The following is a 25,489-nucleotide window of genomic DNA, read 5'->3' on the forward strand; positions in this document are numbered from 1 at the left end:
AACGTGTTCTATAAGTTACACTTCTTTTTTTAGTGCTCTTGCTCGTCATCCGAATTGGCCCCCGCTTTTGGCGGTTGATTCATTCGATTGGTCGTCTTACTTAAAATATATTGCTCGAGTAGATTGATAATCTGCTGGTTCTGCGGTAAATCGGAGTGTTGCGCTTGATCCCCGGTAACCGTGATTTCCGTATAATGCTTGACTTGACCCTGATAAATATACTTACCAGCCTCAACACTACGAGCCGGCACAATCCCATCATTTTCGAAGTTCTCAGTCCCCGCGATGGAATACATCGACAAGTTCGAGGGAATCTTCTTCCGATTGGCGATAAAATCCGTTAACATTTGCGATTTATGGGCCAGCGACGTTTCTTCGAAATTATAGGGTGAGCCAATCGTCATTAATTTTTTAACGGTAATGTCATCCCGATTGAAGTAATTCTCTAAAAAGGCGGTGTAGATCAAACCACCGTTCGAATGCCCGACTGCTTTAAAATTATTAAACTGGTATTTCTTGGCTAACGCCGTAAACGCGATTGAGAACCATTTAGCCTGTTTCTTGATATTACTGTAGCCATCTTTGTTATTTTCAAAGCCAACCACGATAAAAGGTTCGTTATCCCGCGGCTTAATTTCGCCAGAATAACTGATGTGATTATTGGTATCCACGGTTAGTTTCAATAAACTATGCTTATTGCCCCGCTTTTTATTCAGTTTGGTAACCAACTCATCAAAACGATTCTGAGTCGCGCTACTCCCAGGAATGAAGATCACCGGAGACATTTTAGAATCATGGCGTTTAGTTAAAGTTGCGACGTTTTGGCGCGTCCATTGTGCAGAAGGCCACATCATCGCGCCTAAAAATAGAAAACTCAAGCCAAGGAGAATTAAACTTTTACGTTGTAATTTAGACATCTTGGTCAACTCCTTCCTGCAAACGATTTGCAAGTTGGATGAATGGTTTATAAATTAAAACGCCGACGAACACGTTTAGCAAACTAATCACCAATGCCATCCAGTTACCGTTAGTCCCAATAAACGCCTGTAGCAACCCCGGCGTTCCCAGTGGCACGTTATAAACCACCGCCGGCATCAAATTGAGTGCAATCGCCAGGGCCGCAATCCCCATATTAACCAGTGGCACCAGCAGAAACGGGATAATGTATAACCCATTTCCTAAGACTGGTAGTCCGGTTAAAACGGCACTGTTGAAATTAAAGAGGACCGGCATCAACGACCAGCGGCCAATCAAATGCTGATCACGCTGACGACTGAAAAGAAAAATAGCGATTACTAAAGCCAAGGTGCCACCAGTCCCACCAATGGCCCCAAATGGTCCGTAAAGTGTTCCTAACGTGAACGGATAAGGTACGTGCCATGGTGTATGGTGCAAGAAGGCGTAATTTAGGTTAGCCGTTGCGGCAAACCCATCACGGCCAAACTGCTCAAGCGTTGGCATGCTGGTTAACCCAAAGAATGTCAAGATTGTAACGAGTACCCCAATTCCGAGTGAAAAAATCAAACTCGTTTGATTGGCTTTTAAATTCTGTAATTTTAAGATGACTTGATCCGGTAGAATTGAAATTTCCAACCAGTTGAGTAACAACCCCACTAAAATTGCAGTGACGACCACTAAGCTAATTGGCACTAACGAATCCAATGAACGCCCCACAATTGACCCGTTATTCGGATTAGCAACCTGTTGCGCTTTCCCTAGCCATCTGAAAACAAGACCTACCAGATAACCGACGAGTAAGCCGAAGAAGAGCGCCCCCATCCCCAACAAATTCGCATTAAACGTCAATTCACCGTTGGGCGTATACCGCAAGGCTAATAAAAGATAGGCCACTAAGCCTGTGATGCTTGCCAGTTGTTCGTCCCGACCATAATACTTGGCCGTATAGCGCGCTGTTGCAAAAGCTGCGATTGCTGCCACAATCCCTAAGGTTAAACTCGTTAGACTATTAAACGGCACCTGCATATAATTATGCTTCGTTAACCAAGTTGAAAAGTGAAAAATACTGGCGATAAAACTATGGCGATTAAACAATGTCAGTTGAATTAATTGGCTTAAACTACCGATTAACACAAACGGAAACAACAACGTTAAACTCCTTTGAATAATTTGATACAATGGATGATTGGTTTGAACCCGCGTGATCCATTGCCCAAATAACAGTAATTTAGATTGAACGATTACTTTCATCTGTTAACCCTCTTATCATTTCTCTTATTGGCTTTATTCTAGCCGAAACGATTCTATTTTGCACGACTTTCTTCCCTAGACCACTAAAAAGGCCGTCTAACCCTCGATGATGAGGATTAAACGGCCTTTTTAGTGGTCTTTAAAGCTGATTCTTGTGTTTAACAGATAATCGGCTGATGTCGCACTCTATTTTAGTACTAATTTTGTTACTGATTCTACGTGTAATGTTTGTGGGAACATGTCCACTGGTTGTGTGCCTTCTGCTTGGTAACCTTGTGCGGCTAACAAGTCTAAGTCACGTGCCAATGTTGCTGGGTTACAGCTGACATAAACCATCTTAGCAGGTTTCAATTGACCAACAGCTTCGATAAAGCTTGGTTCCAAGCCTTTACGTGGTGGATCAACGATTAAAGCATCGACTTGAAGGCCGTCTGTTTGCCATTGGGCCATCACATCTTCGGCTTTGCCGAGTGTGAATTCAACGTTATCAATCGCATTGATTTTAGCATTATGACGGGCATCCATGACAGCTGATTCAACGACTTCAACGCCGTAAACTTGCTTAGCATGTTTAGCCACTGCTAATGAGATTGTCCCGATACCTGAATAAGCATCGATCACTGTTTCATTGCCTGTTAATTCAGCTGCTTCAATTGCCTTTTGGTAAAGGACTTCTGTTTGCACTGGGTTCACTTGATAGAATGATTGTGCTGAAATTTCAAATTTCAAGCCCATTAATTCATCACGAATAAAGTCACGGCCAGCGATTAATTTTGTTTGATCACCAAAAATGACGTTTGTTTGGGCTGCATTAACATTTTGCATGATGCTGACCACTTCTGGAAGAGCCTTCTTGATTTCGATGGCAATTTCACGGGCAGCAGGTAATTTCTTACTACGTGTGATGAAGACAATCATCATTTCGTGGCTGTAATAACCGCGACGAACCATGATTGTTCTCAAAACACCCTTATGCGTATCTTCATTGTATGGATCGATGTAGAAACGACGTAAGATATCACGAACCACTTTGATTGCTTCATCAATCTTAGGATCTTGGATGTAGAAATCTTCCATTGGCATCACTTGGTGACTGTGTTTCCGGTAGAAACCGGTCATTAAGGCACCATCGATAAACCGAACAGGTACTTGAGCCTTGTTACGGTAACCAGTTGGATCAGTCATCCCAAGTGTAGGTTGGACTGGAATATCCAAATGCGCTTTTTGGAAAACATTTAAGATTTGATTGCGTTTAAACGTTAATTGCGCTGGGTATGCCAAGTGTTGAAGTGGTGCGATCCCAGTTTGTGAGTAGATATTAGCTTTTGATTCAACACGATCTGGGCTTTTCTTTAATAAGTTAACCAAACGTGCGAAACCGTATTGTTTGTTGACCTTTGTGACTTCTACTTCGGCTTGTTCATCAGGTAAAACACCTTCGATGAATAATGGGTAATTGTCAACTTTGGCAACACCCATGCCTTCATAGGTCAAATCCATAATATCGACCGTTAACTTTTCATTTTTTCTTACTGGTGCTTGAATTTTCATAGTAACCTCTTTTTTGTTGTTTAAAAAGAGTCTGAAACAAAACTGAGTTTTGCGCCGGACTCTTTTCGCCTAATAGTTTAGTTTAACCTATTTTACCGTCACCGTCGATATCTTCTTTTGATATTTCTTCGACTTCTTTGACGAATTGATCTTCTGCTGCAAGCTCTTCTGGTGTCTCCGTTGTGATTGCGTGATCTGGAATGGCCTCTTTATTAACGTACATTTCGATGTGTTGTTGTAAGTTAATAAAAGTCATTGGCGCATCGCCACCGTATTCACCATCTAGATTAATCATCATCTTGTCGTTTTCGTCAGCTGGTCGAGCCACTAACTTAGACGTCTTCGTATAAATAATCCGTGGATCATCAACGTGCTTGCCACCTTTTAGGACAAGTGCCATCAGATGAACCAATTCAGCCATATTAGCCGTCTTCACGACGATTAATGAAAAATTACCGTCATCCAGTTGGGCATCTGGCGCCACCTGTTCGAACCCACCGACAGAATTCGTCAAGCCTAATAAGAAGAGTGATGCTTGACCATCATAAGTCCCTTCATCGTATTCAAGATGCATTTGAATGGGCTTAATCTGAGGCAACATTTCTGCGCCTTTGACGATATACGCTAAATAACCAAAGATTGATTTGAAATCAGAAGGTACTTCATACGTCAACTCTGTCAACAAGCCGCCCCCGGCGATGTTCATAAAATAATTATCGTTTGCTTGACCGATATCCATTTTGAGCGTTTGATTTTTTAAAATCACTTTCGCTGCATCGACTGGATTGTCACGTGGAATCTTCAAAGCGCGCGCGTAATCATTTGTTGTCCCGGCAGGAATAATTGCCATTTTAGGGCGTTTAGCCAGTCCGGCAATCCCGTTGACCACTTCGTTGATCGTGCCATCACCGCCGGCGGCAACCACTAAATCAAAATCATCTTTAGCAGCACGTGTCGCTTCTTTTTGCGCAGATGCTGGTTCAGGTGTTGTTTGATAAGCGCTCGCTTCATAACCCGCTTGTTCTAAAATATCCAGAATATCAGCAACACTTCGCTTCATTACTTCATGTCCTGAAGTTGGATTATAAATTAACCGTGCACGTTTTTGCATATGAATCTCCTAATTCTCGATTATCGTTTATTTAATTCAGCCATCAATAAATCATTAACAACTTTCGGATTAGCTTGACCGCGTGTTTCCTTCATAATCTTACCGACTAAGAAGCCAACTGCCCGGTCTTTACCATTTTTGAAATCGTCAATTGATTGTTGATTATCATCAAGGATCCCTGTGATGATTGGTGTCAACTTAGCAGGGTCTGATAATTGAACCATCCCTTTAGCTTCAACCCACGCTTTTGGATCCGTATCATTTTGGATAATTTCTTGGAAGACCTTTTTAGCAATCTTCGATGAAATAATACCGTCTTTGATCAAGTTGATCATTTGAGCTAAATGTTCTGGTGTTAATGCGGTTTCTTGAAGGTCAATTTGCTTGTCGTTCAAGTAAGCATTCACTTCGCCCATCAACCAGTTAGAAACTTGTTTAGGTGCGGCACCGTTGGCAACAGCTGCTTCAAAGAAGTCAGACATTTCCTTCGTGTTCGTTAAGACACCCGCATCATATTCTGGTAAGCCTAATTCATCAACATACCGTGTCCGGCGTTTAGCAGGCATTTCAGGCATATTGTCTTGCACTTCTTTCAACCAGTCATCGCCAATGTGCATTGGTGGTAGATCTGGTTCTGGGAAGTAACGGTAATCATCCGCACCAGATTTAACCCGCATTAAGTAGGTTTCGCCTGATTTTTCATCAAAACGACGAGTTTCTGGACGAATTGTTTCACCAGCAATCAAGAGTTGTGATTGACGCTTGATTTCATAAGCCAACCCTAAACGGACATGGTTAAATGAGTTCAAGTTTTTCAATTCTGATTTAACACCATATTTCTTAGCGCCGATTGGTCGCACAGAAATATTGGTATCCACCCGCATTGACCCTTCTTCCATCTTAACATCAGATGCGCCCGTAAATTGAACGATTTGACGTAAGGTTTCAAGGTAAGCATAGGCTTCTTCAGGTGTTGACATATCAGGTTTTGAGACGATTTCGATCAAGGCTGTTCCTTGACGGTTTAAATCGACGTATGAATAGCCGTCTGAACCATGCGTATTCTTACCAGCATCTTCTTCGACGTGCAATTCAGCAATCCCGATTTGTTTTTTGTGACCATCAATCTCGACTTCAATATAACCGTCTTTACCAAGGGGTTGTTCGTATTGTGTGATTTGATAAGCCTTTGGATTATCTGGGTAGAAATAATTTTTCCGGTCAAAATGTGTATCACGGGCAATATCAGCATGTAGTGCTGTTGCGACCATCATCCCAAGCGTGTAAGCACCCTTGTTCAAAGTTGGCAATGTCCCAGGATAACCCCAGTCGATAACATTCGTGTTGGTATTAGGTTCTGCACCATAATTAACAGGAGATGGACTGTACATTTTTGAGTTGGTTTTTAATTCAATATGCACTTCAAGTCCGATTGTTGTTTCGAAATTCATTAGGCTTGTCCTCCTTTAAAGCTTGGTACGTTTTTGTTAAATTCTGTGGCTTGTTCAAAGGCGTAACCGGCACGATAAACTGATTCTTCGTCGAAGGCTTTCCCGATGATTTGTAAACCAACTGGCATCCCATCAACAAGACCAGCAGGTACTGACATTGCTGGTAAGCCAGCCATGTTAGCAGGAATCGTTAAGATATCATTCATGTACATTGTGACAGGATCCGTGCCCTTGTCACCTAACTTGAAGGCAGTTGTTGGTGTTGTAGGACCCACAACTAAATCGTAATCTTCGAAGACCTTTTCGAAATCTTGAATAATCAAGGTCCGCATTTGACCCGCTTTTTTGAAGTAAGCATCATAGAAACCTGATGATAAAGCAAATGTGCCAAGCATAATCCGGCGTTTCACTTCATCGCCAAAGCCTTCAGAACGTGATTTAACGTAAACATCTTCAAGCGTCTTAGCTTCAGGTGAACGGTAGCCGTAACGAATCCCGTCAAAACGTGACAAGTTAGATGAGGCTTCACTTGAAGCAATGATGTAGTAAGTTTGAACCGCATATTGAGAATGTGGCAAGCTAACTTCTTCAACCGTTGCACCCAATGACTTGAAAGTTTCGATAGCTGTTTCGATTTGGGCCTTAACAGCTGGTTCAACACCTTCTGCCATATATTCTTTGGCAACGGCAATCTTCATGCCCTTGATGTCGCCGTTTAAAGCAGCCCGGAAATCAGGTACGTCATAATCAGCACTGGTACTGTCTTTTTCATCATGACCACTGATGGCTTGTAAAACAGTTGCGTTATCAGCAACAGTTCGACTGAAGACACCGACTTGATCAAGACTTGAAGCAAAAGCAATCGCACCCCAACGTGACACACGGCCATAAGTTGGTTTGATACCGACAATCCCGTTAAAAGCAGCGGGTTGGCGAATTGAACCACCAGTATCTGTCCCTAAAGCAGCGACCACTTCACCCGCGGCAACAGCTGCTGCAGAACCACCTGAAGAACCGCCAGGCACTTTATCAAGGTCCCAAGGGTTTTTAGTCTTCTTAAAGGCAGATGTTTCTGTTGAAGAACCCATGGCAAATTCATCTAAGTTGGTTTTACCAATCATGATGGCCTTTTTAGCCTTTAATTTTTCAACAACAGTCGCATCAAAAACGGGTTTGAAGTTAGCAAGCATCTTGCTAGCAGCTGTCGTTGTGACACCGTCTGTCAATAAGTTATCTTTAATCCCAATTGGCATCCCTGCTAATAAGTTATCAGCATCGATTGGTTGCGCATCGATTTTGGCAGCTGCTTCTTGAGCGCCTTTTTCATCGATGGTTAAGAAAGCATCAACTTGTTGTTCTTTGGTTTTAATCGTTTCTAATGTATCCGTTACTAATTGACTAGCCGTTAAGTCACCAGCAACTAGTTTGTCATGAACACTTTGTAAATCTTCGTTTAAATAATCCACGGTTAGGCTTCCTCCTTGTCCATGATGGCAGGGACTTTCAATAAGCCGTCTGCTGAATCTGGTGCATTCTTCATTAAGATTTCACGATCTGTCCCTGGTTGGGCAACATCTTCGCGAACAATGTTCTTGAGGCCATTTACATGAGTCGTTACGGGAACACCTGTGGTATCCACTTCGTTTAATTCATCAGTCATTTTCATGATGTCGGCAAGTTGTTCAGTGAATTGTTCTAATTGTTCATCACTGAAAGCTAATTTGGAAAGTTCTGCGACATGCTGAACTTGTTTTTTATCAATCATGAGTAAACCCCTTTTCTAATTCAGTCACTATTTATCCATTCTGATTAATTTTACCATATATTGCCCTAGATGAAAGTGACATCCCCCGGAATTTGGTCGTTTTCTATAACTTATTCATGTAATCGTTACCATTAGTTGCTATCTCAAACTTTTTACCCTAATTAGTTTTATCATTACTGGTAACAATATATCTTATACAACTCATTAGTAATCGATATGATTCATAACAATTAATGGTAGACAACCATACGTTCAAACTTATATAATTGACTAGACAAATACGTTAGAAGAAATAATCATTTAACCATTATTACAAGGAGGAACTTATTATGACCATTACATCATTTACTCGTTTTTTAGCCGTTGCTAGCCTTAGCCTATTCGCCGGACTAACAATTCAACATCAATCCGTTTCAGCTGCTACTTCTACTGTCGGTGTTACTTTCTCAGGCATCACCCCAGAAATGCAAGCAAAAGCTGCAGAAGAACGGGCGGCTGAAGAAGAGGTGAATGATGCTTGGCTAGATATGGACTTCACCGACGATTCTCCTGTTGAAGTTGAAGAAACTGTCAACGGTCAAACACAGCACTATTGGGAATATGCTGATGGCACAACAAGCCAAACAGCACCTGCCGAAACAGCTGATACTGAAGACGTTGCAACAACAACCCAAACAGCTGCTCAGCCTACTGCAGAAGCAGCACCTGCCGTTAGCGAACAACAAACACCAGAAGCAGCAACTACTACTACTAAACAAACAGCAACACCTGTTAAAAAAGCACAACCTAAAAAAGAAAAGTTCAAACCAATGCCAAGTGTTGCAACGATTAAGCAACTCACATTTGACTGGGCTTCAGCACAAGTGATGCAACCCCTAGAAAAAATGATCGCACATGCTATCAAAGGCCTATAATTAAAAAAAGCTCCCGGCAATCAACTGATTGCCGGGAGCTTTTTGAATCTCTTATTTAATAACTACCGAAAACGTGTGTGGTAAAGCCTTTGCTGCCTGATGCACGCCCAACATAGGCTTGCATCCCTTCCGCAGATGTAATTGAGATATCAAGCGGAATGTTACGCGGTAAATACTTATCCGCGGCCGTCGCAATATACTGTGTAAAACTCATAATTTCCGTTTCACTGTAGAATTGCGTATTAACCGTGATATTCATGCCTGCTAAGACGCCTTCTTCATAATGCGTCTGAGCGGTCACACCACTTAAGTTCGGGAAGAACGTTTCAACTTGTGTTTTAAAACTGTTAAAAGCTGTCGCGTCGTCTTGATTAATTGCTTTTTCATCATTTACAACTGGTAGCACTTGATTTTCTTGATTCAATTCGTGCCATGAATCAATCGTTGTGCTGCCTTTTTTGCTGACCCCATAAGCGAAGAATGTGCCACCAACTAAACTATCCTTAGGGGCTTGTTTATAAAGTCCAATGACAATTGTCGTATCGCTGAGGCCCTTCTTTTGACGCATCCGGCTTAAAACTTTATTAGCCATTTGTTTGCCTTGTTGCGTCATCATCGCTTTTGAAATCTTCGTTTCAAATGTTGCACCGTATTGTTCCTTGGTATAGTAATCAACTTGATTCATCCCTAGGCCAATACTCATGCCTTTCATACTGCCATCTTCACCTAAATAATCTTGTTCCAATATTTGTTGGAGATAAATTGGATTCCGTTTATTCGGATCTTTTTGGCCATTATCTTCGGGGTTTAAGCCCTCTGTATTCGTTTTAGATTTACGTGCTAACCATTTTTGCGCTTGGGCGGTCTTTAAACTTTGCCCTTCTTGGAAAACATATTTTGAAGTGGGAAATTGTTCCTTGGATAGTTTAAGAAGCCCACTCTCAAGACTCTTAACATCAAAAGAGGTGTTACTCTGTTGCGTTGTTAATCCCCGAGTCTGGCTAGTTTTATACTGACCATTATCAATTACGCCTTCATACATACTATCGGTCACTTTACCCGTTGTTTGTAATTTTTTAGTCGCTTTACTACTTGAACTCGATGAAGTGCCTGGAAGACTTGTGCAACCTGCTAACAATAAAAGAGTTGCTGCTGCAACGACCCATATTTTATACTTTGCCACTGAGAATGGTGCCTCCTTAATTCCGATTAAAGCGCGTTAAATGAATTAAACGCGCGCTCTTGGTTATTATACCGAACTTTACCTACTGCGCCAAATAATTATCTAAATCAGCTTCGTTAATAACGGGGATTGCCAATGACTGTGCTTTTTCAAGTTTGCTACCGGCATCTTGCCCCGCAATTAACGCATCCGTCTTCTTAGAAACAGACCCTGTGACCTTCGCGCCGTTGTCTTCAAGCAATTGCTTCAATTCACCACGCGTATACTGTTCTAACTTACCTGTTAAAACAACCGTCTTACCGTTAAAGTAGCTGTCACTAGTTGCCGCTTGGGCTTTAGTAACACCCGTATAGGTTAAATTAACACCGACTGCTTCTAATTCTGCCATCAAGGTTTGCACCTGACTATCCGCAAAATAAGTCACAAGGCTGTCAGCAATAATCGTGCCAATCGTATCAACCGTAATGATAGTTTCTTGATCACTCGCCATCAAGGCTGCTAATGTTTGGAAATGTTCAGCCAATAAACGGGCAGCTTTAGCGCCCACATGGCGAATCCCTAACCCAAATAATAACCTTTCTAGCGAATTCTGGCGACTAGCATCGATTGCATTTAATAAATTATTAATAGATTTTTCTTTAAATTTATCCAATTGGGCTAAATCATCCGCTGTTAACCGGTATAAATCGGCCACATCGTGGATCAACTCTTTTGCCAACAATTGGGTAATAATCCGTGGCCCTAAGCCATCGATATTCATCGCGTTCCGAGAAGCAAAATGGGTGAGTTGTTCCTTCATTTGAGCCGGACACATTGGATTAATGCAACGCAACGCTACTTCTTCATCCAAATGGACCAAATCGTGCCCACATGATGGACAAGTCGTTGGTACGGCATAAACTTGACTATCGCTAGGACGCTTGTCTAAAACAACTTGCGAAATTTCTGGAATAATATCTCCCGCTTTGTGCAAGAGCACTGTATCAAGCAATCGAACATCTTTATCGCGTAACATATCCGCATTGTGTAATGATGCTCGTGAAACGGTCGTCCCAGCTAGTTGAACCGGATCCATAACCGCGGTTGGTGTCACAACCCCAGTTCGGCCAACGGTCCATTCGATTTCACGAACGACGGTCTCTGCTTCTTCAGGTGGGAATTTATAGGCAATTTCCCAGCGTGGCACTTTAACCGTGTTGCCTAATTGACGTTGGAGCGCAAGATCATTTACTTTTAAAACAACCCCATCAATGCCATACGCCAAATCGTTCCGTGTCCCTTGGTATTGTTCGATAAACGCCTGTACCTCAGCCATATTTTGGCAGACAACAGACGTTGGGTTCACGTTAAAACCTAATTCAGCTAAAACATGGAGGGCCTCACTTTGCGTTGTCGCCTGCACATCATCAAACGTGACAATCGTATAGATAAAGGCACTCAATTGACGCGCAGCTGCCACCTTAGCATCCAATTGGCGTAAACTACCAGCCGCCGCGTTCCGTGGATTAGCAAACGGTTCTTGGCCTTCTGCTTCCCGTTTTTGATTCAAATCTGCAAAAGCCGCTTTGGGCATGTAACATTCACCGCGGACCTCAATTGAAACGGGACGCGTTAGTTTTTGCGGAATCGCCTTGATTGTCTTTAAATTCTGAGTAATATCTTCACCAATTGTCCCGTTACCACGCGTGGCCCCCCGGACAAAGCGGCCTTTTTCATAAATTAAATCAATCGCTAAGCCATCGATTTTTAACTCGACATTATACTCGATTTCCGTTGCCGTATTTTTTCGTAACCGTTGGTCAAACGCTGCCAACTCGGCTTCAGAAAAGACATCCCCCATCGATAACATGGGAATCTCATGCGTGACCTTTGTAAAACCTGGTAAGACTTGGCCACCGACTTTTTGAGTTGGTGAATCATTGGTCACAATCACCGGAAAAGCGGCTTCGAGCTGCTCTAAATCACGATACAACTCATCGTACACATGATCTTCCACTAAGGGCGCATCCTGTGTATAGTACGCCTGACTGTAGTCGGCTAATTGATCGCGCAATTGTTGCGCAAGTGAAGCCGCCTCACTCTGGGTATAATCTTCAACTGGTTTGGCTAAACCCATATTGGACACTCCTTTGTTGGATTGAAACGTGCTCTGTTAGGCATACTCTTCCGGTTATTCACGGTATTACACTAATCATCAGAGTATAATCGCCTGCTTGCGCACTTTATTCTACTTTTTCTATTGGTGCGAAGCTTGCTAGTAGTCTCTTGACACCTTGTTCCTTGAAGGCGATGTCTAGTTCTTGGTCGCCGCCTGTGCCGTTGACCTTGACGACTGTGCCAATGCCCCACTTCTTATGTTGGACTTTTTGGCCCGCTTGCCAACTACCACTCTTATCGCCACCGGTTGTATCGGCAATTTTATGACTAGTGGTTGTTTTAGGCCCGTTATACGTCGTAGCGGTTGCTCTGGCGTAGCTATTCGACTTGCCAAATGGTAGCTTACGTTCTGGAATACTGCCGGCATTGCCGTTCGCGTAATCCAATAATTTATCATCAATTTCACCAACAAATCGTGAAGCTTGGTTACTTTGTTGACGACCATACAACATCCGTGAATAAGCATTCGTTAAATAAAGCTTACTTTCAGCACGGGTAATTCCAACATACGCCAAACGCCGTTCTTCTTCTAACTCGTCTTCTTCCAATAACGCCCGTGATAGTGGGAAAATACCTTCTTCCATCCCCATTAAAAAGACTACTGGGAACTCAAGGCCTTTAGCCGCATGCAAGGTCATCATCGTGACTTCACTAGCTTCTTCTTCAACAGAATCCAAATCAGAAACCAATGATAATTCCGCTAAGAAGTCCACAAATAAATCACTGTCTTCTTCTTCGGGTTCATAATGCTCATCAAATTGTTTCGTTACAGATAGTAATTCTTCAATATTTTCTAAACGGGTTTGTGATTCTAGTGTATTTTCAACTTCAAGTGCCTTCTTGTAGCCGGTCTTGTCCAATAATTGTTCGGTCAAGTCCGTCACGTTTAAGAATTCACGCATCTTCGCTAAATCGCCAATTACGTTCCCAAAGTCGATTAAAGTATTGCGACTTCTAGCGGGAATCGTTGATAATTCAGCATTTTGTGCCGCTTCCAATAATGACCATTGGTGATCATCGGCAAACTGCCCTAATTTTTCAAGCGTGCCAGGGCCAATCCCCCGTTTAGGGCTGTTGACGATCCGTTCAAAACTCATTGAATCGGCCGCATTAACGACTAAACGTAAATAAGCGAGGATATCCTTAATTTCTTTCCGGTCGTAGAATTTGTGTCCGCCGACCATTTTATAAGGCATATTAGCTTTAACAAACGCTTCTTCAATTGTCCGAGATTGCGCATTAGTCCGATATAACACTGCAAAGTCGCCGTATTTACGGTTATTTTTTTGCATTTCTTCTTGGATCTTCGTGATGACAAATAAAGATTCGTCGCGTTCACTCTGGCCTCGATAATACGTAATCGGTTGGCCTTCTTCATTTTGGGTCCACAATTCCTTTGGTTTCCGGAAAGTATTGCGGTTAATGACCCCATTAGCGGCTTCCAAAATGGTCTTGGTTGACCGGTAATTTTGTTCCAACATCACTGATTTAGCGTCTGGATAATCATGTTCAAAGTTCATGATATTGCTGATATCAGCACCCCGCCAACCATAAATACTTTGATCGGCATCCCCAACAACACAGAGGTTTTGATACTTCTCAGCTAACATATTCACCAATGTGTATTGCGCTTCATTGGTATCTTGGTATTCATCAACGTGAATGTATTGGAATTTTTCTTGATAATGTGCCAAAGTTTCCTTATTTTCTCTAAATAAGCGAATTGTTTGCATGATTAAATCATCAAAATCAAGCGCTTGGTTTTGATGGAGTCGTTTTTGATATTCTGTATAGCATTTTGCCGCCATCTTTTCAAACGGTCCATTGGCTAAACCTTGATAGTCCGCTGGTGTTTGAAGCGCATTTTTCGCTTTACTGATTGTCCCTAAAATCGCTTTGGGTTCATATTTTTTAGTATCGATATTTAAGTCCCGACAAACATGGCGCATCAACGTCAATTGTTCAGAAGGATCCGCAATCGTGAAGGCCCGGTTATAGCCGATTTGTTCAATTTCACGCCGTAAAATACGCACACAAAGGGCATGGAAGGTTGAAACCCAAACATCTTGAGCACCTTCGCCTAGTAAATTGCCCACCCGTTCGCGCATTTCGCGCGCTGCTTTATTGGTAAAAGTGATGGCTAAAATTCGCCATGGCAATACATGTTTTTCTTCAATTAAATACGCAACACGGTGCGTTAACACCCGCGTTTTACCACTGCCGGCACCCGCCATAATTAACAGTGGCCCTTCAGTTGTTAGAACCGCCTCAGCTTGTTCGGGATTCATTCCTTTTAAGAGCTCTTGTTCAGACAAATATAGTCATCCTTCCGTAATTGCAATTAGTCTTTATTATAACAAACTAGATAGGTAGAAAAAAGCGAACACGCCTTAGTAACCGGATTACAATTCTGGTCAATCTTATGCCTTGACCTGGGACGCGTTTCATAAATTATACTCACATTAATCCAAGAAAGGTGGCATTCATTATGATTAAATATATTTTTTCTGACTTAGATGGCACATTGTTAAACCAGGCGGGACAACTTTCCGAAAAAGATATCGCAACGGTCAAAACAAGCCCGCTACCAATCTCATTAGTTTCAGCCCGTTCGCCGCAAGAAATGCAGGCGACGGTTGAGCAACTCGCACTGACAACCCCACAAGTTGCTTTTAATGGCGGCCTCATCTACAAACCTACCGATTTATTCCCCATGGTCTTAGCCGAATATCCACTCGTAACAACAACTGTCGCACAACTAGTCGCTGCATTACAAACCGAATTTAGCGACATTAGTTTAAGTGCTTATGATTTACAGCATTGGTACACACAAAAAATTGATGCCGGAATTGAAACTGAGGCCCAACTCACCGGGCTCTTACCAACCATCATTAATTTTGACGACCAGTTGAAAAATCCATTCATTAAAATTTTTAAGGTGATGCTGATGGTGCCAGAAGATGAACAACGCACAGCCGTTCTACAATTCATTGACCAACTTCACTTACCTGGCCTTTCCGTCCAACAATCAGGTACAATGTACGTAGAAATCACCAGTCAACAAGCCACTAAAGCACAGGCCTTAATGACTATTCTCAAAAATGCCGGCTTGACGCCCGCCGACTGTGCTGCTTTTGGTGCAGGTCAAAACGACTTATCGATGTTAAGCATCGTCGGGCACCCAATTGTGATGGGCAATGCAAGTGATCAAATTCAAGCTGCCGGTCAATTTATTACTAAAACCAATCATCATAGTGGCTTTAGCTACGGGATTAAAAAATACATTACAAAAGTTAATCAAAAAGTAGGTTAAAATCATGCCAACCATTCGTGATATTGCTAGAAAAAGCGGCTATTCGGTTTCGACCGTCTCCCGCGTTTTAAATCAACAAAAATACGTGTCTGACGCTGCCAAAGAAGCGATTGAAGCGGTCATCAAGCAACTGGATTACGTCCCCAATAGTTTGGCGCGTGATTTAAGCTTTGGCCAAAATAAAAATATCGGGGTCGTCCTACCACACAATGACCATCCCTATTTCAATCAACTCTTAAATGGGATCATGGACGCCGCTTTTTCGAGTGGCTATCACATTGTGTTACTGCCTTCTGAGTACAACCGAACCGTTGAGCTCGATTACCTCGAGCAGTTGAAGCGGAAGAATTTTACGGCGTTGATTTTTACCTCGCACGAACTGCCGCTAGCAGTTTTAGAAGACTATACACGCTACGGTCAGATTGTTTGCTGTGAAAATCCGGGGCAGCACCATATTTCAGCGGTGTATTCCAACCGTGAACCGGCCTATTTAGCCGCATTTAACTACCTTAAATCGCTTGAGGTTCAACAAATCGGGCTACTCTTGAGCCGCAATTTAGCCAAAAGCCCCACTTGGGTGGCTGTCACGGGCGCTTATCAACAGATTTTTCACCAAAAGCCGGATCAGCAATTGATGATTGGTGGCATGCGCTCTTTTGAAGATGGCTACCGCGCCGCCGAACAACTGATTGCACGCCAACCAGCTCTTAATTGCTATTTTACTAATGGTGATGATATCGCGGCTGGCGTGCGGCAATATCATTTGGACCACCAACTCCCCGTCCCCATTTTAATTGGGCAGGAAAAGCAACTCTCGAGTCTCCTCCTAAAAATGCCAACGATTGACCATCACTTTTTCACTTTAGGGCAAAAAGCATTTGAACTGGCCCTCAGCAATCAACACCATGAATGTGCATTTGAATCGGAATTTATTCGCCCATAAAAAAACGCCTTAACCATAAATAACGGTTAAGGCGTTTTTTTGTTTTTATTAAGATTCAGAGCCTACCCGTTGGCAAAACCACTCTTATTTAAATACTCTGTCAAAAATTGTTTGCACTTGGCTGAGGTGCCAGTGGTAGTCGAAAGCGTCGTCCATTTCCGCTGGTGTTAATTGCACCATGACCTTTGGATCTGCTTCTAGTAATTGACGGAAATCTTTTTGCTCATCCCATGCAAGGGCTGTTTTTGGTTGTACCAAATCATAAGCTGCTTCTCGGCTTAACCCAGAATCAACTAACTTCAATAAGACCCGTTGGCTGTAAATCAAGCCGTGCGTTAAATTCATGTCGGCTTTCATTTTTTCTGGGAAAACAGTTAATTTTTCAATAATCCGTGTGAACCGGTTTAAGATGTAATCTAATAAAATCGTCGTATCTGGCAAGATAATCCGTTCTGCTGAACTATGTGAAATATCCCGTTCATGCCATAATGAAACATCTTCCATCCCCGTGATGACATGACCGCGAATGACGCGGGCTAAGCCACTAACGTTTTCAGAACTGATTGGATTACGTTTATGCGGCATTGCTGAAGAGCCCTTTTGACCTTTAGCAAAGAATTCTTCCACTTCGCGAACTTCGGTACGTTGTAAATGACGAATTTCAGTGGCAAAATGTTCGATTGATGTTGCGACAACTGCCATTGTATTAATGTAATCGGCATGCAAATCACGTGGCAAGACTTGTGTTGAAATATCTTGCGCCCGAATACCAAGATTTTCTGTCACGTAAGCTTCGATTTCTGGTGAGATATTCGCAAAAGTACCGACTGCCCCACTGATTTTACCAGCTTCAACGCCTGCTGCAGCCCGTTCAAAACGTTCTTGATTCCGTTTCATTTCAGCATACCAAGTCGCCAATTTCAAACCGAAAGTCGTTGGTTCAGCATGCACACCGTGTGTCCGGCCAATCATCACCGTATTTTGATATTCGTAAGCTTTTTGTTTCAAAACGGCCATAAACCGTTCGATATCGGCCCGAATTAAGTCGTTGGCTTGTTTTAAAATATAGCCTTGTGCTGTATCAACAACATCTGTAGACGTTAAACCGTAGTGCACCCATTTCTTTTCGGCACCCAATGATTCTGAAACTGCGCGAGTAAAGGCGACCACATCATGATGTGTAATTGCTTCTAGGCGGTTAATTTCTTCAACGTCAAAGCTCGCATTAGCGCGCACTTTAGCGGCGTCTTCCGCTGGAATATCGCCTAATTTAGCCCAGGCTTCTACGGCTAAAATCTCAACTTCTAGCCAAGCTTGGTAGCGATTCTCAGTAGTCCAGATGGCACCCATTTCTGGGCGTGTATAACGTTCTAACATGTTTCTTCCTCCAAATACGTTCAGTTGAAAGCATCAACTAACGGTCGATTTCTTTTTAAATTAATTCCGCTGCTTCAAAATTATCTAATAGTGGTTGAATATTATGCCCTACAGCTGTGATATAACCACTTTCTTGCGCACCAATTGTCTGGCAACGATTGAAATACCAATCCGGCTTAATCTTCATTTGTGTTTGAATCAGTGGCCATTGTTCTGGCGTTGTTCTTAAACAAACACCCGCATTATTTAAGCGTGAAGGGCCAATTGCTAACTGGCAAATCGCCTTTAAGTGGTATTCATATTGTGAAAAGTTCAAAATGCGGTTAAGCACATCCCCAGTTTCATGTGGTGCGGTGACAATTCGCTTAACGTAGATGTTCATATCCGCGGTCAAGAAGAATTCAATCCCGAAGATGCCCATATAATCTAGGTTTTGCCCAATCACAGTCGCTAAGCGTTCAATTTCTTCTGCGACATCTTGATCGATGCGTGCCGGCGTAATTGATAATTGTAAATCTTGGTCTTGCATCTGATTTTCAATAATCGGTAACGTGACAACTTGGCCTTCATAATCCTTGGCAACCATCACGGCCAATTCTTGTTGTTTAGGGACCCATGATTCTAATAAGTAGGCACCCAATTCCAACGTATCATCCATCTTGGCCAAATCGGCTGGTGATTCAAGGTATTGATGATATTGCCGACCGAAGCCGCGTTGAATCGGTTTTAAAATACAGGGATAGCCAATTGAATCAACCCCTTGTTCAATATCCGTCTTATCAACCACCGTCACATATGGTGAGATATTGATATTGAGATCACTCAAAAAGACCTTCTCGAGGTAACGATCTTGCGTCATTGAGAGCGCATCGCTACCTTGTGGGACATTGTAATCTTGAACCAACTGTTCTAGTAGTGTTTCATCGAGCGATTCATCCGTATACGTGAGCACCTGGCAACAATCGCCTAAACGTGCGAGTGTTTCGTATTGCTGTGGATCGCCTTCAATCTGAATATCAAGTACTGCGGCTAATGATGAATCTTGTGTCTGTTCGGTGACAATTGCCGCAACGCGGTAGCCCATTTCCTTAGCTTTTAAAGCCAACATGTACGCACGTTGATCATTTCCAATAATTCCAATCGTTTGACCCGGATAAATAACTGGCATCTTTCTACCTACTTTCTTATGCACATGACTTCAATTCTCAGATACTTCTATTATAGCGAATTCTATCCCTAACTACCTAGTACTTTAACTAAATCTTGATATTTTTCGCACAAAAAAAGACCATCACTGGCCTTTTTCAAATTAATTTTCGTTATTTTCGTCTAGGAAGACCACTTCGCCTTGTTCAAAAGCAGCAATCCGTGCTAATGATTCAACGTGAATGCCGCGTTGATCTAATAACTCGCGACCTTTTTGGAATGTTTTTTCGATGACAATGCCGACCCCTTCAAGTTGGGCGCCAGCTTGGTCGATAATTTCTAATAAGCCTTCAACCGCTTGACCATTTGCTAAGAAATCATCAATCACTAAAACACGATCGTTTTCGTTCAAGAATTTCTTAGAAATTGAAATATGGTTGTTAACCTTCTTCGTATATGAATAAACAGTTGCGCTATACATATTATCTTGGAGTGTTAAACTCTTGTGCTTACGTGCAAAAACAACGGGAACGTGGAAAGCAAGACCAGCAAAGACTGCTGGGGCAATGCCTGATGATTCAACCGTTAGGATTTTAGTAATTGGGGCACCTTCAAATAATCGTTTAAACTCTTCACCCATTGCTGCCATGAGTTCTGGATCAACTTGATGATTTAAGAAGTTATCAACCTTCAATACATCTTCTCCTAAAACCTGACCATCTTTTTTAATACGTTCCTCTAATAACCGCACACCAAGCACTCCCTTGTTTTCTGAAATTGAATTAAAAATAGGTTACCACAAATAAAAGCTAGCGACAACTTTAATTAAGACTTTTCAAGATTTATTATCATAAACAAAATTATTTACGGTGTTTATCAATCAAATTGGTCCAATCGATAGGTTTTGACAAGTTCGATTAACTTCTCCGGATAATTAGGATCCGTTGCGTACCCATCTTGTTTGAGCGCCTGGGCAGCTTGCGTATAATTGGTAGCTGCCACAACGTGTTGGTAATGATTATGATCCCAAGACGTTCCATGTGCAAAAAGTAAGACGTGATCTAACATAGACTCGCGATAGTCACGGTAAACCCGAAAGCGCGCGGTAGTCGTCACCCATTGGCCGTTCAAGTATTCCTTAGTGGTCATCTCTTTGGTATTATCCGGGTCGTCGCCTTTAATCCCAAAATAGTTATGGTAATCCGCTGCTAGCGAGCTTTTACCCCAATCACTTTCTAAGATGGCTTGGGCCAGTGTGATACTAGAGAGGACGTGGTATTTTTGTTGTAATTCTTGCGCATAAGGCGCTAATTGGTTAATAAATTCTTTTTTCTTCTTCACTTTAGCCAACTCTTCTTGTTTGGCCTCGTTTGCTAAGCGCTCTTGGGTCTGCGCACCGGTATATTGAATATACAGGACTAAGCCAACTCCCAAAACAAATAAAACGCCCAGCAGGACGACTAGCCATTCTGTCGGTTGTCTCTTTTTAGTGCTGTACCATTTTTTCGTTGTGCGTCGTTTTTTCTTCTTCGCCACTAATCTGCCTCTACTTCATTCAATCTATTCTATATTGTACACAAATTTAACCTGAAGCCCAATGATTAATCTGCTTAATTGCCTTTAATTCCTATTTTGTTTTTTTATTGTTATAATATCGTTTAGAACCGATTACGATAGTAAAGGACTGATTCATTTGACAACTCTTAACTGGGGCATTATGGGCCTTGGCAATATCGCCGGTAGTTTTGCAACTTACTTCAACCAACCGGACGGCCAAATCTATGGTGCTGCTTCTCGTTCATTAGAAAAGGCAAACGCCTTCACCCAACAGTATCATATTCCCCATGCTTATGGTAGCTACGCTGAGATGTTGGCCGACCCTGCCATTGATATTATCTACGTCGCCACACCTCACAACTATCACTTTGATGGCATTATGGCGAGCTTAAACGCTGGTAAACATGTCTTTTGCGAAAAAGCCATCACGATGAATCGGCGTGAATTAAATGCGGCTAAAGCGCTCGCCGCTGAAAAACATTTAATCTTGGCTGAAGCCATGACAATTTATCATATGCCGCTTTTTGCAGAAATTGAACGTCAACAAGTTGCCCAAGATTTAGGGGCCCTAAAATCAATTCAAATCACTTTCGGAAGCTTCAAAGAACTTGATCCAACCAATCGCTTTTTCAATCCTGAATTAGCCGGTGGTGCGATGTTAGATATCGGTGTTTACGCCCTCGCATTTGCACGGCGGATGCTGAGTGCTAAACCAGAATTGATTGCCGCACAGTGGGTGCCATCAGAATCTGGTGTCGATCAACAATCAACACTCCTCCTTAACAATGCCCATCAAGAAATGGTGACGGTCACGCTTAACCTTCACGCGAAGATGCCTAAACAAGGCGTGCTGGTTTATGAAAAAGGTTATGTGACCGTCGATGATTATCCACGACCAGACAAGGCCCAATTGACCTTCCCTGATGGTACTACTCAAATCATTCAAGCGGGCGATGCTACCAACGCCATGAACTACGAATTACACGACTTCCAAGAAGTTGTTCGAGGTCATCAAGCAAATGACACACTCGCCCTAACTAGCGACGTCATGGACATTATGACCGACGCTCGCGCCCAATGGGGGTTTGTTTACCCGTTTGAACAACCTTCAGACTTAAATTAAAAGGGTTAATGATTAAAAAGGACTAGGACCAAAAGCAATTTTGTCTTAGTCCTTTTTATATTGCCTTCTTATAGTGGTTGACGCAAAACCACCATATCCTGCAATTGAATCCCATTTTCGATAATTGGTGCTTGATATTGTTCAAAAAAGCCTTTACGAATATGATCAAAGCGAAATCCCTGGCGTAGATAGAAGGCAATTGCCGCTAAGCTACCATCCCCAGTGCCCACTAGCAATGTTCGATACCCTAAGTCAGCCATCATCTGTTTCAAATCACCGAGTGCTTGTTGCCCATAACCTTGTCCCCGATAAGCTGGTAATAAAGCGATATTCTTCAATTCGACTTGTCCCTGTTTGGCAAACGTCACATGCATAACGCCAATTACGGTTGATTGGCCGGCTAAAGGAAGACTGTAGAGCTGACCGTCATTTAAATAACGACGAATCATCCCGACTTCTTCATCTGCTAGTCGTAAATAAGGTAAGTAATCCTCACGCTCGTTTGGTGCAATCATTTGATAATCTAACATCTTGCCGCCTTTCTTTAGCCCATAAAAAAAGGACCAACTGATTGACAGTTGATCCACGACTAATATTTATAAATTAGTTTTTGTTTACGTTAACGGCTTGTGGTCCACGATCGCTTTCTTCGATATCGAAAGAAACGCTTTGACCTTCTTCAAGAGTCTTGTAGCCTTCACCTTGGATAGCTGAGAAATGTACGAATACATCACTACCATCTTCGCGAGTTACAAAGCCATAACCTTTTTCTGCGTTAAACCATTTTACAGTTCCGTTTTCCATGAGAAAACTCCTCCTTGTGTCGTTAGACACGTTATAAATTTGTGTATTTCTGTCGGTGCGATGGAAGAAAGTTCTTTTGGAAACATTCGAACCATAACCTGTCAAAAAGTACAAACATAGTGTAACACATGAAAAAAAGAGAAACAACCCTAAACACTAAAAAATAAACCGTTTTCTTTCTACGATAACCGAACTTTTATACTTTCCATTAAATTGACGTTTTTCTGTTATCTACCATGGCAAACGGTTGGCTTTTAGACGTATTTACGCTAAGATGAAGTTAACGAATTTAACTACTGGAGTGCCTGACAATGCTAAAAATACTAAAACGATTACTCCCCATTTTGGGGCTACTATTCTTACTAGCCGGTTGCGAAAAACCGCTCGATACAAAACAGCAGGTCAAAGACGACCTCAACACTATTTTGCAGATTTCTAAAACCCAACAAACGGCACTCAGCACTCTAGAGGATGCCGACCAGGGCGTACCGGATAGCTACCTTAAAATCCAAGCAAAATATCCAGATCAAAACCTCCTAGATGTTAAGGGGTCTAAAATAGCACAAACTGCCGCTTCACGAGCAGAAGCTTACAAGACGCTTAAAACACAACAAGCTGAATTAAAGCCGGTCGTTAAGCGCCTGATTAAAATTGCTAATCAAGAAAGCGACGAATTGCCCATTGAATTCATCAAGGATTTAAATCAAAGCTTGAAACTATCCGCACTTGATTACACAACGCTTTCGAATTTCTACGACGCCGCTGCCACAGCCGAAACCGACTTCTATGCCGATCACACATCGGCCGATGCACACGCGGATGATTTAGCAGCGCCTATCAACCGCTTGAATCAATATTATAGTGCTATTTACCAACAAGCCGAAATCGCTAAGGTTAATATTAATACGGTCACTGCACAGGCTAAGAAGGTTCAAAAACAATTGGACTAGCCACTAAAAAAGAGTCGGGACAAAAATTACTTTTGTCCCGACTCTTTTTATTCGCGCTTAAATCTTAATAATGGCTTGGCCACAAACGGTGTCACAATCACCGCTAGGGCTATTTCCATCAAGGCATTAATCGCTACGGCACTCAGCATCACGATAATTAAGTGACTGACGTCCGTTTTATAAATACCGGCTGCTTGTTGGCTATAAAAGGCCCACGTCAATAGAATAACTAACGTCGTATTAACGATGGTGCCAAAGGAAGCGGCGATTGCCATCGAGCCCCGTTGTCCCGCTTTAGTATTGTGTAAGTGTTGATATAATAATCCGGCGACTAACCCCACCATCAAACGCGGTAAAATAGCGATTACCGGGTTTTGGAAGATCAATAAGGTTAATGCATCGACTGGCGCTGTATAGGCGTGAATCAGGGATAATGTCCCCCAGATTGCACCTAGAGTTGCGCCGCCACGAGTACCTAAAATAATCGCCCCAATGATGACGGTTAAATGCATCGTGGTGACGCCGGGTAACCCTGGTAGAATATAAATATAACCAACCATCGGTACAAAACTCTGAATCATTAACAATGCCGTTAGAATCGCTAGAATGCTGATCTTATACGCTGATGAATTACGTGTCATCTCTACTTACCTCTCCCATTAACTTATTGCCCATTATAGCGATTTACGAAATTGAATTCAATTCTCAAACTTAATTAGGACACAAAAAAACGACACCGCTAACGGTATCGTTTAACTTGTTATCATATGCGGGTGAGAAGACTCGAACTTCCACCGGGAAAATTCCCGACAAGATCCTTAATCTTGCGCGTCTGCCATTCCGCCACACCCGCGATACTTGCTTTATGACTTTAAGCCACGTACATTAGTATAAGAGAAACCCGAATTGAAGTCAACAAAAAATCGCTCTGGAGGCCAAAAATGTTTATCGAAACCGCTAATTTAACCGATATTGGTGCCTTAACAACGCTTTATCAAGCTTTAACAACTGAAATGCACGCATTCCAGCCGACTAATTATCAAGAAAAGAGCAGTCCTGATTTCTTCACCTGGAAAATGATGGTTGAAGACAAACGCCAAACTGTCTATATCACTCGCAATCAGGATCAGATAACGGGTTTTTGTCACGTTACCACAGCACAAACTAGTCCTTCCAATCTCTTTATCAGCCATCAATTTGCCTACGTCACTGCATTATACGTCCATCCTGACTATCGTCGCCAAGGAATTGCAACGGCGTTACTTGCAAAAGCCCGTACTTGGCAAAAAGAAAAACAACTCGCCTTTTTGGAGCTAACCGTCTTGGGCAATAACCAATCCGCCCTGCAACTCTACCAAAAATTAGGCTTTGTGACACAAAACCAAACGCTCCGACAAGTTTAAAAAAACAGGCCCTGGGACAAAATTATTTTTGTCTCAGGGCCTGTTTTTAATCTCTCAATACTTATGGCACACTTCTTTTTTTAAATTTCTTTTACTAATTTTAAATGACCATGGCAACGACGACAGACATAACGCGTTGTATTGATATGCCGTTGTCGTTGATACAACTGGCCACATTTGGTGCATTGATAGGCTAGTCGTTTTTGTGGTGCCTTTTTAGCCGTGACCGGTGGTGCAAAGCGCGCACCACCAACCTGTTGTAAAAGCCGCTTAAAATCATGGTCTCGATGCCGATACCCACGGTGCAATAAATGCAGGTGGTAATGACACAGCTCATGTTTAATAATGCCTTCTAAAACAGCCTGTCCTTGGGCAACCATCAACGGGTTAATGTCGATGTGGTGGTCTTGCAGATGATAACGACCCCCTGTTGTTTTTAAGCGCCGATTAAAATTTGCTTGGTGGCTAAACGGGCGATTAAACGTGGTTACTGAAATATTTTGAATGAGTTGCGTTAATTCTTGATCCGTCAT

24 protein-coding genes and 1 tRNA gene are annotated in these 25,489 nt (G+C 42.3%); 6 read left to right on the forward strand and 19 right to left on the reverse strand.

The genetic code is table 11. The features are described 5' to 3' along the window. Positions 1-29: 29 nt before the first annotated feature. The 7 genes from NDN60_RS05785 to gatC form a co-directional block, all read right to left on the reverse strand. The gene (locus tag NDN60_RS05785; RefSeq protein WP_035145709.1) at positions 30-917 is read right to left on the reverse strand and encodes an alpha/beta hydrolase; all 888 of its coding nucleotides are present in this window, start codon (positions 915-917) and stop codon (positions 30-32) included. Next, positions 910-2,208, reverse strand: a complete 1,299-nt coding sequence (locus NDN60_RS05790) for a PTS transporter subunit EIIC (RefSeq protein ID WP_082267758.1) — start codon at positions 2,206-2,208, stop codon at positions 910-912. The genes NDN60_RS05785 and NDN60_RS05790 overlap by 8 nt, the downstream gene beginning before the upstream one ends. 186 nt (positions 2,209-2,394) lie before the next feature. Continuing rightward, the gene (rlmD, locus tag NDN60_RS05795; protein WP_011375239.1) at positions 2,395-3,759 is read right to left on the reverse strand and encodes a 23S rRNA (uracil(1939)-C(5))-methyltransferase RlmD; all 1,365 of its coding nucleotides are present in this window, start codon (positions 3,757-3,759) and stop codon (positions 2,395-2,397) included. Between the two features lie 82 nt (positions 3,760-3,841). After that, positions 3,842-4,870: a diacylglycerol kinase gene (locus NDN60_RS05800; protein ID WP_011375240.1), complete on the reverse strand. Its 1,029-nt coding sequence runs from the start codon at positions 4,868-4,870 to the stop codon at positions 3,842-3,844. 20 nt (positions 4,871-4,890) lie between these two features. After that, on the reverse strand, positions 4,891-6,321 hold the full coding sequence (gatB, locus tag NDN60_RS05805) for an Asp-tRNA(Asn)/Glu-tRNA(Gln) amidotransferase subunit GatB (protein WP_011375241.1): 1,431 nt from the start codon (positions 6,319-6,321) through the stop codon (positions 4,891-4,893). Beyond that, positions 6,321-7,787: an Asp-tRNA(Asn)/Glu-tRNA(Gln) amidotransferase subunit GatA gene (gene gatA / locus NDN60_RS05810; RefSeq protein ID WP_035145703.1), complete on the reverse strand. Its 1,467-nt coding sequence runs from the start codon at positions 7,785-7,787 to the stop codon at positions 6,321-6,323. The genes gatB and gatA overlap by 1 nt, the downstream gene beginning before the upstream one ends. Before the next feature lie 2 nt (positions 7,788-7,789). Next, positions 7,790-8,086 carry an Asp-tRNA(Asn)/Glu-tRNA(Gln) amidotransferase subunit GatC gene (gatC, locus tag NDN60_RS05815; RefSeq protein ID WP_011375243.1) on the reverse strand — a complete coding sequence of 99 codons (297 nt, stop codon included), beginning with the start codon at positions 8,084-8,086 and terminating at the stop codon, positions 7,790-7,792. Positions 8,087-8,415: 329 nt separating this feature from the next. Here gatC and NDN60_RS05820 point away from each other — a divergent pair, with 329 nt between their 5' ends. Then, positions 8,416-9,000, forward strand: a complete 585-nt coding sequence (locus NDN60_RS05820) for a hypothetical protein (RefSeq protein ID WP_011375244.1) — start codon at positions 8,416-8,418, stop codon at positions 8,998-9,000. A 55-nt stretch (positions 9,001-9,055) separates the two neighbouring features. On the opposite strand, the gene NDN60_RS05825 is transcribed toward NDN60_RS05820, so the two are convergent. The 3 genes from NDN60_RS05825 to pcrA form a co-directional block, all read right to left on the reverse strand. Next, a complete protein-coding gene (locus NDN60_RS05825) occupies positions 9,056-10,183 on the reverse strand; it encodes a CamS family sex pheromone protein (protein WP_052039198.1) in 1,128 nt (375 codons plus the stop codon). 82 nt (positions 10,184-10,265) lie between these two features. Next, positions 10,266-12,299 carry an NAD-dependent DNA ligase LigA gene (ligA, locus tag NDN60_RS05830; RefSeq protein WP_056947430.1) on the reverse strand — a complete coding sequence of 678 codons (2,034 nt, stop codon included), beginning with the start codon at positions 12,297-12,299 and terminating at the stop codon, positions 10,266-10,268. Between the two features lie 106 nt (positions 12,300-12,405). Next, positions 12,406-14,628: a DNA helicase PcrA gene (gene pcrA / locus NDN60_RS05835; protein WP_172425603.1), complete on the reverse strand. Its 2,223-nt coding sequence runs from the start codon at positions 14,626-14,628 to the stop codon at positions 12,406-12,408. Positions 14,629-14,828: 200 nt separating this feature from the next. Here pcrA and NDN60_RS05840 point away from each other — a divergent pair, with 200 nt between their 5' ends. Further along, positions 14,829-15,653, forward strand: coding sequence for an HAD family hydrolase (locus NDN60_RS05840; RefSeq protein WP_016265575.1), 825 nt, complete (start codon positions 14,829-14,831; stop codon positions 15,651-15,653). Between the two features lie 4 nt (positions 15,654-15,657). Continuing rightward, complete coding sequence (locus tag NDN60_RS05845) at positions 15,658-16,596, forward strand: LacI family DNA-binding transcriptional regulator (protein WP_099947737.1); 939 nt, start codon at positions 15,658-15,660, stop codon at positions 16,594-16,596. An 84-nt stretch (positions 16,597-16,680) separates the two neighbouring features. Here NDN60_RS05845 and purB read toward each other — a convergent pair whose 3' ends face one another. From purB to NDN60_RS05865, 4 genes are all read right to left on the reverse strand, one after another. After that, on the reverse strand, positions 16,681-17,973 hold the full coding sequence (purB, locus tag NDN60_RS05850) for an adenylosuccinate lyase (protein WP_011375250.1): 1,293 nt from the start codon (positions 17,971-17,973) through the stop codon (positions 16,681-16,683). 55 nt (positions 17,974-18,028) lie between these two features. Continuing rightward, positions 18,029-19,141: an ATP-grasp domain-containing protein gene (locus NDN60_RS05855; RefSeq protein ID WP_096584291.1), complete on the reverse strand. Its 1,113-nt coding sequence runs from the start codon at positions 19,139-19,141 to the stop codon at positions 18,029-18,031. 141 nt (positions 19,142-19,282) lie between these two features. After that, positions 19,283-19,870, reverse strand: a complete 588-nt coding sequence (locus NDN60_RS05860; protein ID WP_056947426.1) for a xanthine phosphoribosyltransferase — start codon at positions 19,868-19,870, stop codon at positions 19,283-19,285. Between the two features lie 125 nt (positions 19,871-19,995). Beyond that, entirely contained in the window at positions 19,996-20,655 is a 660-nt protein-coding gene (locus tag NDN60_RS05865) for a glycoside hydrolase family 73 protein (protein WP_011375253.1), read from the reverse strand. A gap of 157 nt (positions 20,656-20,812) precedes the next feature. Between NDN60_RS05865 and NDN60_RS05870 the strand changes: the two genes are divergently transcribed. After that, positions 20,813-21,799, forward strand: a complete 987-nt coding sequence (locus NDN60_RS05870; RefSeq protein WP_099947738.1) for a Gfo/Idh/MocA family protein — start codon at positions 20,813-20,815, stop codon at positions 21,797-21,799. Between the two features lie 68 nt (positions 21,800-21,867). On the opposite strand, the gene NDN60_RS05875 is transcribed toward NDN60_RS05870, so the two are convergent. Both NDN60_RS05875 and NDN60_RS05880 read right to left on the reverse strand, forming a co-directional pair. Then, a complete protein-coding gene (locus tag NDN60_RS05875) occupies positions 21,868-22,329 on the reverse strand; it encodes a GNAT family N-acetyltransferase (RefSeq protein WP_016265581.1) in 462 nt (153 codons plus the stop codon). A gap of 73 nt (positions 22,330-22,402) precedes the next feature. Beyond that, on the reverse strand, positions 22,403-22,603 hold the full coding sequence (locus tag NDN60_RS05880) for a cold-shock protein (RefSeq protein ID WP_004270163.1): 201 nt from the start codon (positions 22,601-22,603) through the stop codon (positions 22,403-22,405). Positions 22,604-22,914: 311 nt separating this feature from the next. Here NDN60_RS05880 and NDN60_RS05885 point away from each other — a divergent pair, with 311 nt between their 5' ends. Next, the gene (locus tag NDN60_RS05885; protein WP_016265582.1) at positions 22,915-23,553 is read left to right on the forward strand and encodes a lipoprotein precursor; all 639 of its coding nucleotides are present in this window, start codon (positions 22,915-22,917) and stop codon (positions 23,551-23,553) included. Between the two features lie 47 nt (positions 23,554-23,600). Here NDN60_RS05885 and NDN60_RS05890 read toward each other — a convergent pair whose 3' ends face one another. Continuing rightward, positions 23,601-24,194 carry an ECF transporter S component gene (locus NDN60_RS05890; RefSeq protein ID WP_016265583.1) on the reverse strand — a complete coding sequence of 198 codons (594 nt, stop codon included), beginning with the start codon at positions 24,192-24,194 and terminating at the stop codon, positions 23,601-23,603. A 127-nt stretch (positions 24,195-24,321) separates the two neighbouring features. Further along, positions 24,322-24,406 (reverse strand) — tRNA-Leu (locus NDN60_RS05895). Between the two features lie 88 nt (positions 24,407-24,494). On the opposite strand from NDN60_RS05895, the gene NDN60_RS05900 reads away from it, so the two are divergent. Continuing rightward, the gene (locus NDN60_RS05900; protein ID WP_016265584.1) at positions 24,495-24,956 is read left to right on the forward strand and encodes a GNAT family N-acetyltransferase; all 462 of its coding nucleotides are present in this window, start codon (positions 24,495-24,497) and stop codon (positions 24,954-24,956) included. Positions 24,957-25,036: 80 nt separating this feature from the next. Here NDN60_RS05900 and NDN60_RS05905 read toward each other — a convergent pair whose 3' ends face one another. Further along, positions 25,037-25,489 (reverse strand): SprT family protein, encoded by a 453-nt coding sequence (locus tag NDN60_RS05905; protein WP_025016264.1) that lies wholly within the window; start codon positions 25,487-25,489, stop codon positions 25,037-25,039.

It is taken from the genome of Latilactobacillus sp., assembly GCF_033176295.1.
Classification (GTDB): Bacteria; Bacillota; Bacilli; order Lactobacillales; family Lactobacillaceae; genus Latilactobacillus; species Latilactobacillus sakei.

Bases quoted from the DNA above. Each gene is read 5' to 3' on its own strand.
- gatB (WP_011375241.1), bottom strand. From the start codon at position 6,321: ATGAATTTCGAAACAACAATCGGACTTGAAGTGCATATTGAATTAAAA.
- NDN60_RS05890 (WP_016265583.1), bottom strand. From the start codon at position 24,194: ATGACACGTAATTCATCAGCGTATAAGATCAGCATTCTAGCGATTCTA.
- NDN60_RS05855 (WP_096584291.1), bottom strand. From the start codon at position 19,141: ATGCCAGTTATTTATCCGGGTCAAACGATTGGAATTATTGGAAATGAT.
- NDN60_RS05785 (WP_035145709.1), bottom strand. From the start codon at position 917: ATGTCTAAATTACAACGTAAAAGTTTAATTCTCCTTGGCTTGAGTTTT.
- NDN60_RS05845 (WP_099947737.1), top strand. From the start codon at position 15,658: ATGCCAACCATTCGTGATATTGCTAGAAAAAGCGGCTATTCGGTTTCG.
- NDN60_RS05790 (WP_082267758.1), bottom strand. From the start codon at position 2,208: ATGAAAGTAATCGTTCAATCTAAATTACTGTTATTTGGGCAATGGATC.
- purB (WP_011375250.1), bottom strand. From the start codon at position 17,973: ATGTTAGAACGTTATACACGCCCAGAAATGGGTGCCATCTGGACTACT.
- rlmD (WP_011375239.1), bottom strand. From the start codon at position 3,759: ATGAAAATTCAAGCACCAGTAAGAAAAAATGAAAAGTTAACGGTCGAT.
- NDN60_RS05880 (WP_004270163.1), bottom strand. From the start codon at position 22,603: ATGGAAAACGGAACTGTAAAATGGTTTAACGCAGAAAAAGGTTATGGC.
- NDN60_RS05875 (WP_016265581.1), bottom strand. From the start codon at position 22,329: ATGTTAGATTATCAAATGATTGCACCAAACGAGCGTGAGGATTACTTA.
- NDN60_RS05885 (WP_016265582.1), top strand. From the start codon at position 22,915: ATGCTAAAAATACTAAAACGATTACTCCCCATTTTGGGGCTACTATTC.
- NDN60_RS05840 (WP_016265575.1), top strand. From the start codon at position 14,829: ATGATTAAATATATTTTTTCTGACTTAGATGGCACATTGTTAAACCAG.
- NDN60_RS05800 (WP_011375240.1), bottom strand. From the start codon at position 4,870: ATGCAAAAACGTGCACGGTTAATTTATAATCCAACTTCAGGACATGAA.
- NDN60_RS05820 (WP_011375244.1), top strand. From the start codon at position 8,416: ATGACCATTACATCATTTACTCGTTTTTTAGCCGTTGCTAGCCTTAGC.
- pcrA (WP_172425603.1), bottom strand. From the start codon at position 14,628: ATGAATCCCGAACAAGCTGAGGCGGTTCTAACAACTGAAGGGCCACTG.
- ligA (WP_056947430.1), bottom strand. From the start codon at position 12,299: ATGGGTTTAGCCAAACCAGTTGAAGATTATACCCAGAGTGAGGCGGCT.
- gatC (WP_011375243.1), bottom strand. From the start codon at position 8,086: ATGATTGATAAAAAACAAGTTCAGCATGTCGCAGAACTTTCCAAATTA.
- NDN60_RS05905 (WP_025016264.1), bottom strand. From the start codon at position 25,489: ATGACGGATCAAGAATTAACGCAACTCATTCAAAATATTTCAGTAACC.
- NDN60_RS05900 (WP_016265584.1), top strand. From the start codon at position 24,495: ATGTTTATCGAAACCGCTAATTTAACCGATATTGGTGCCTTAACAACG.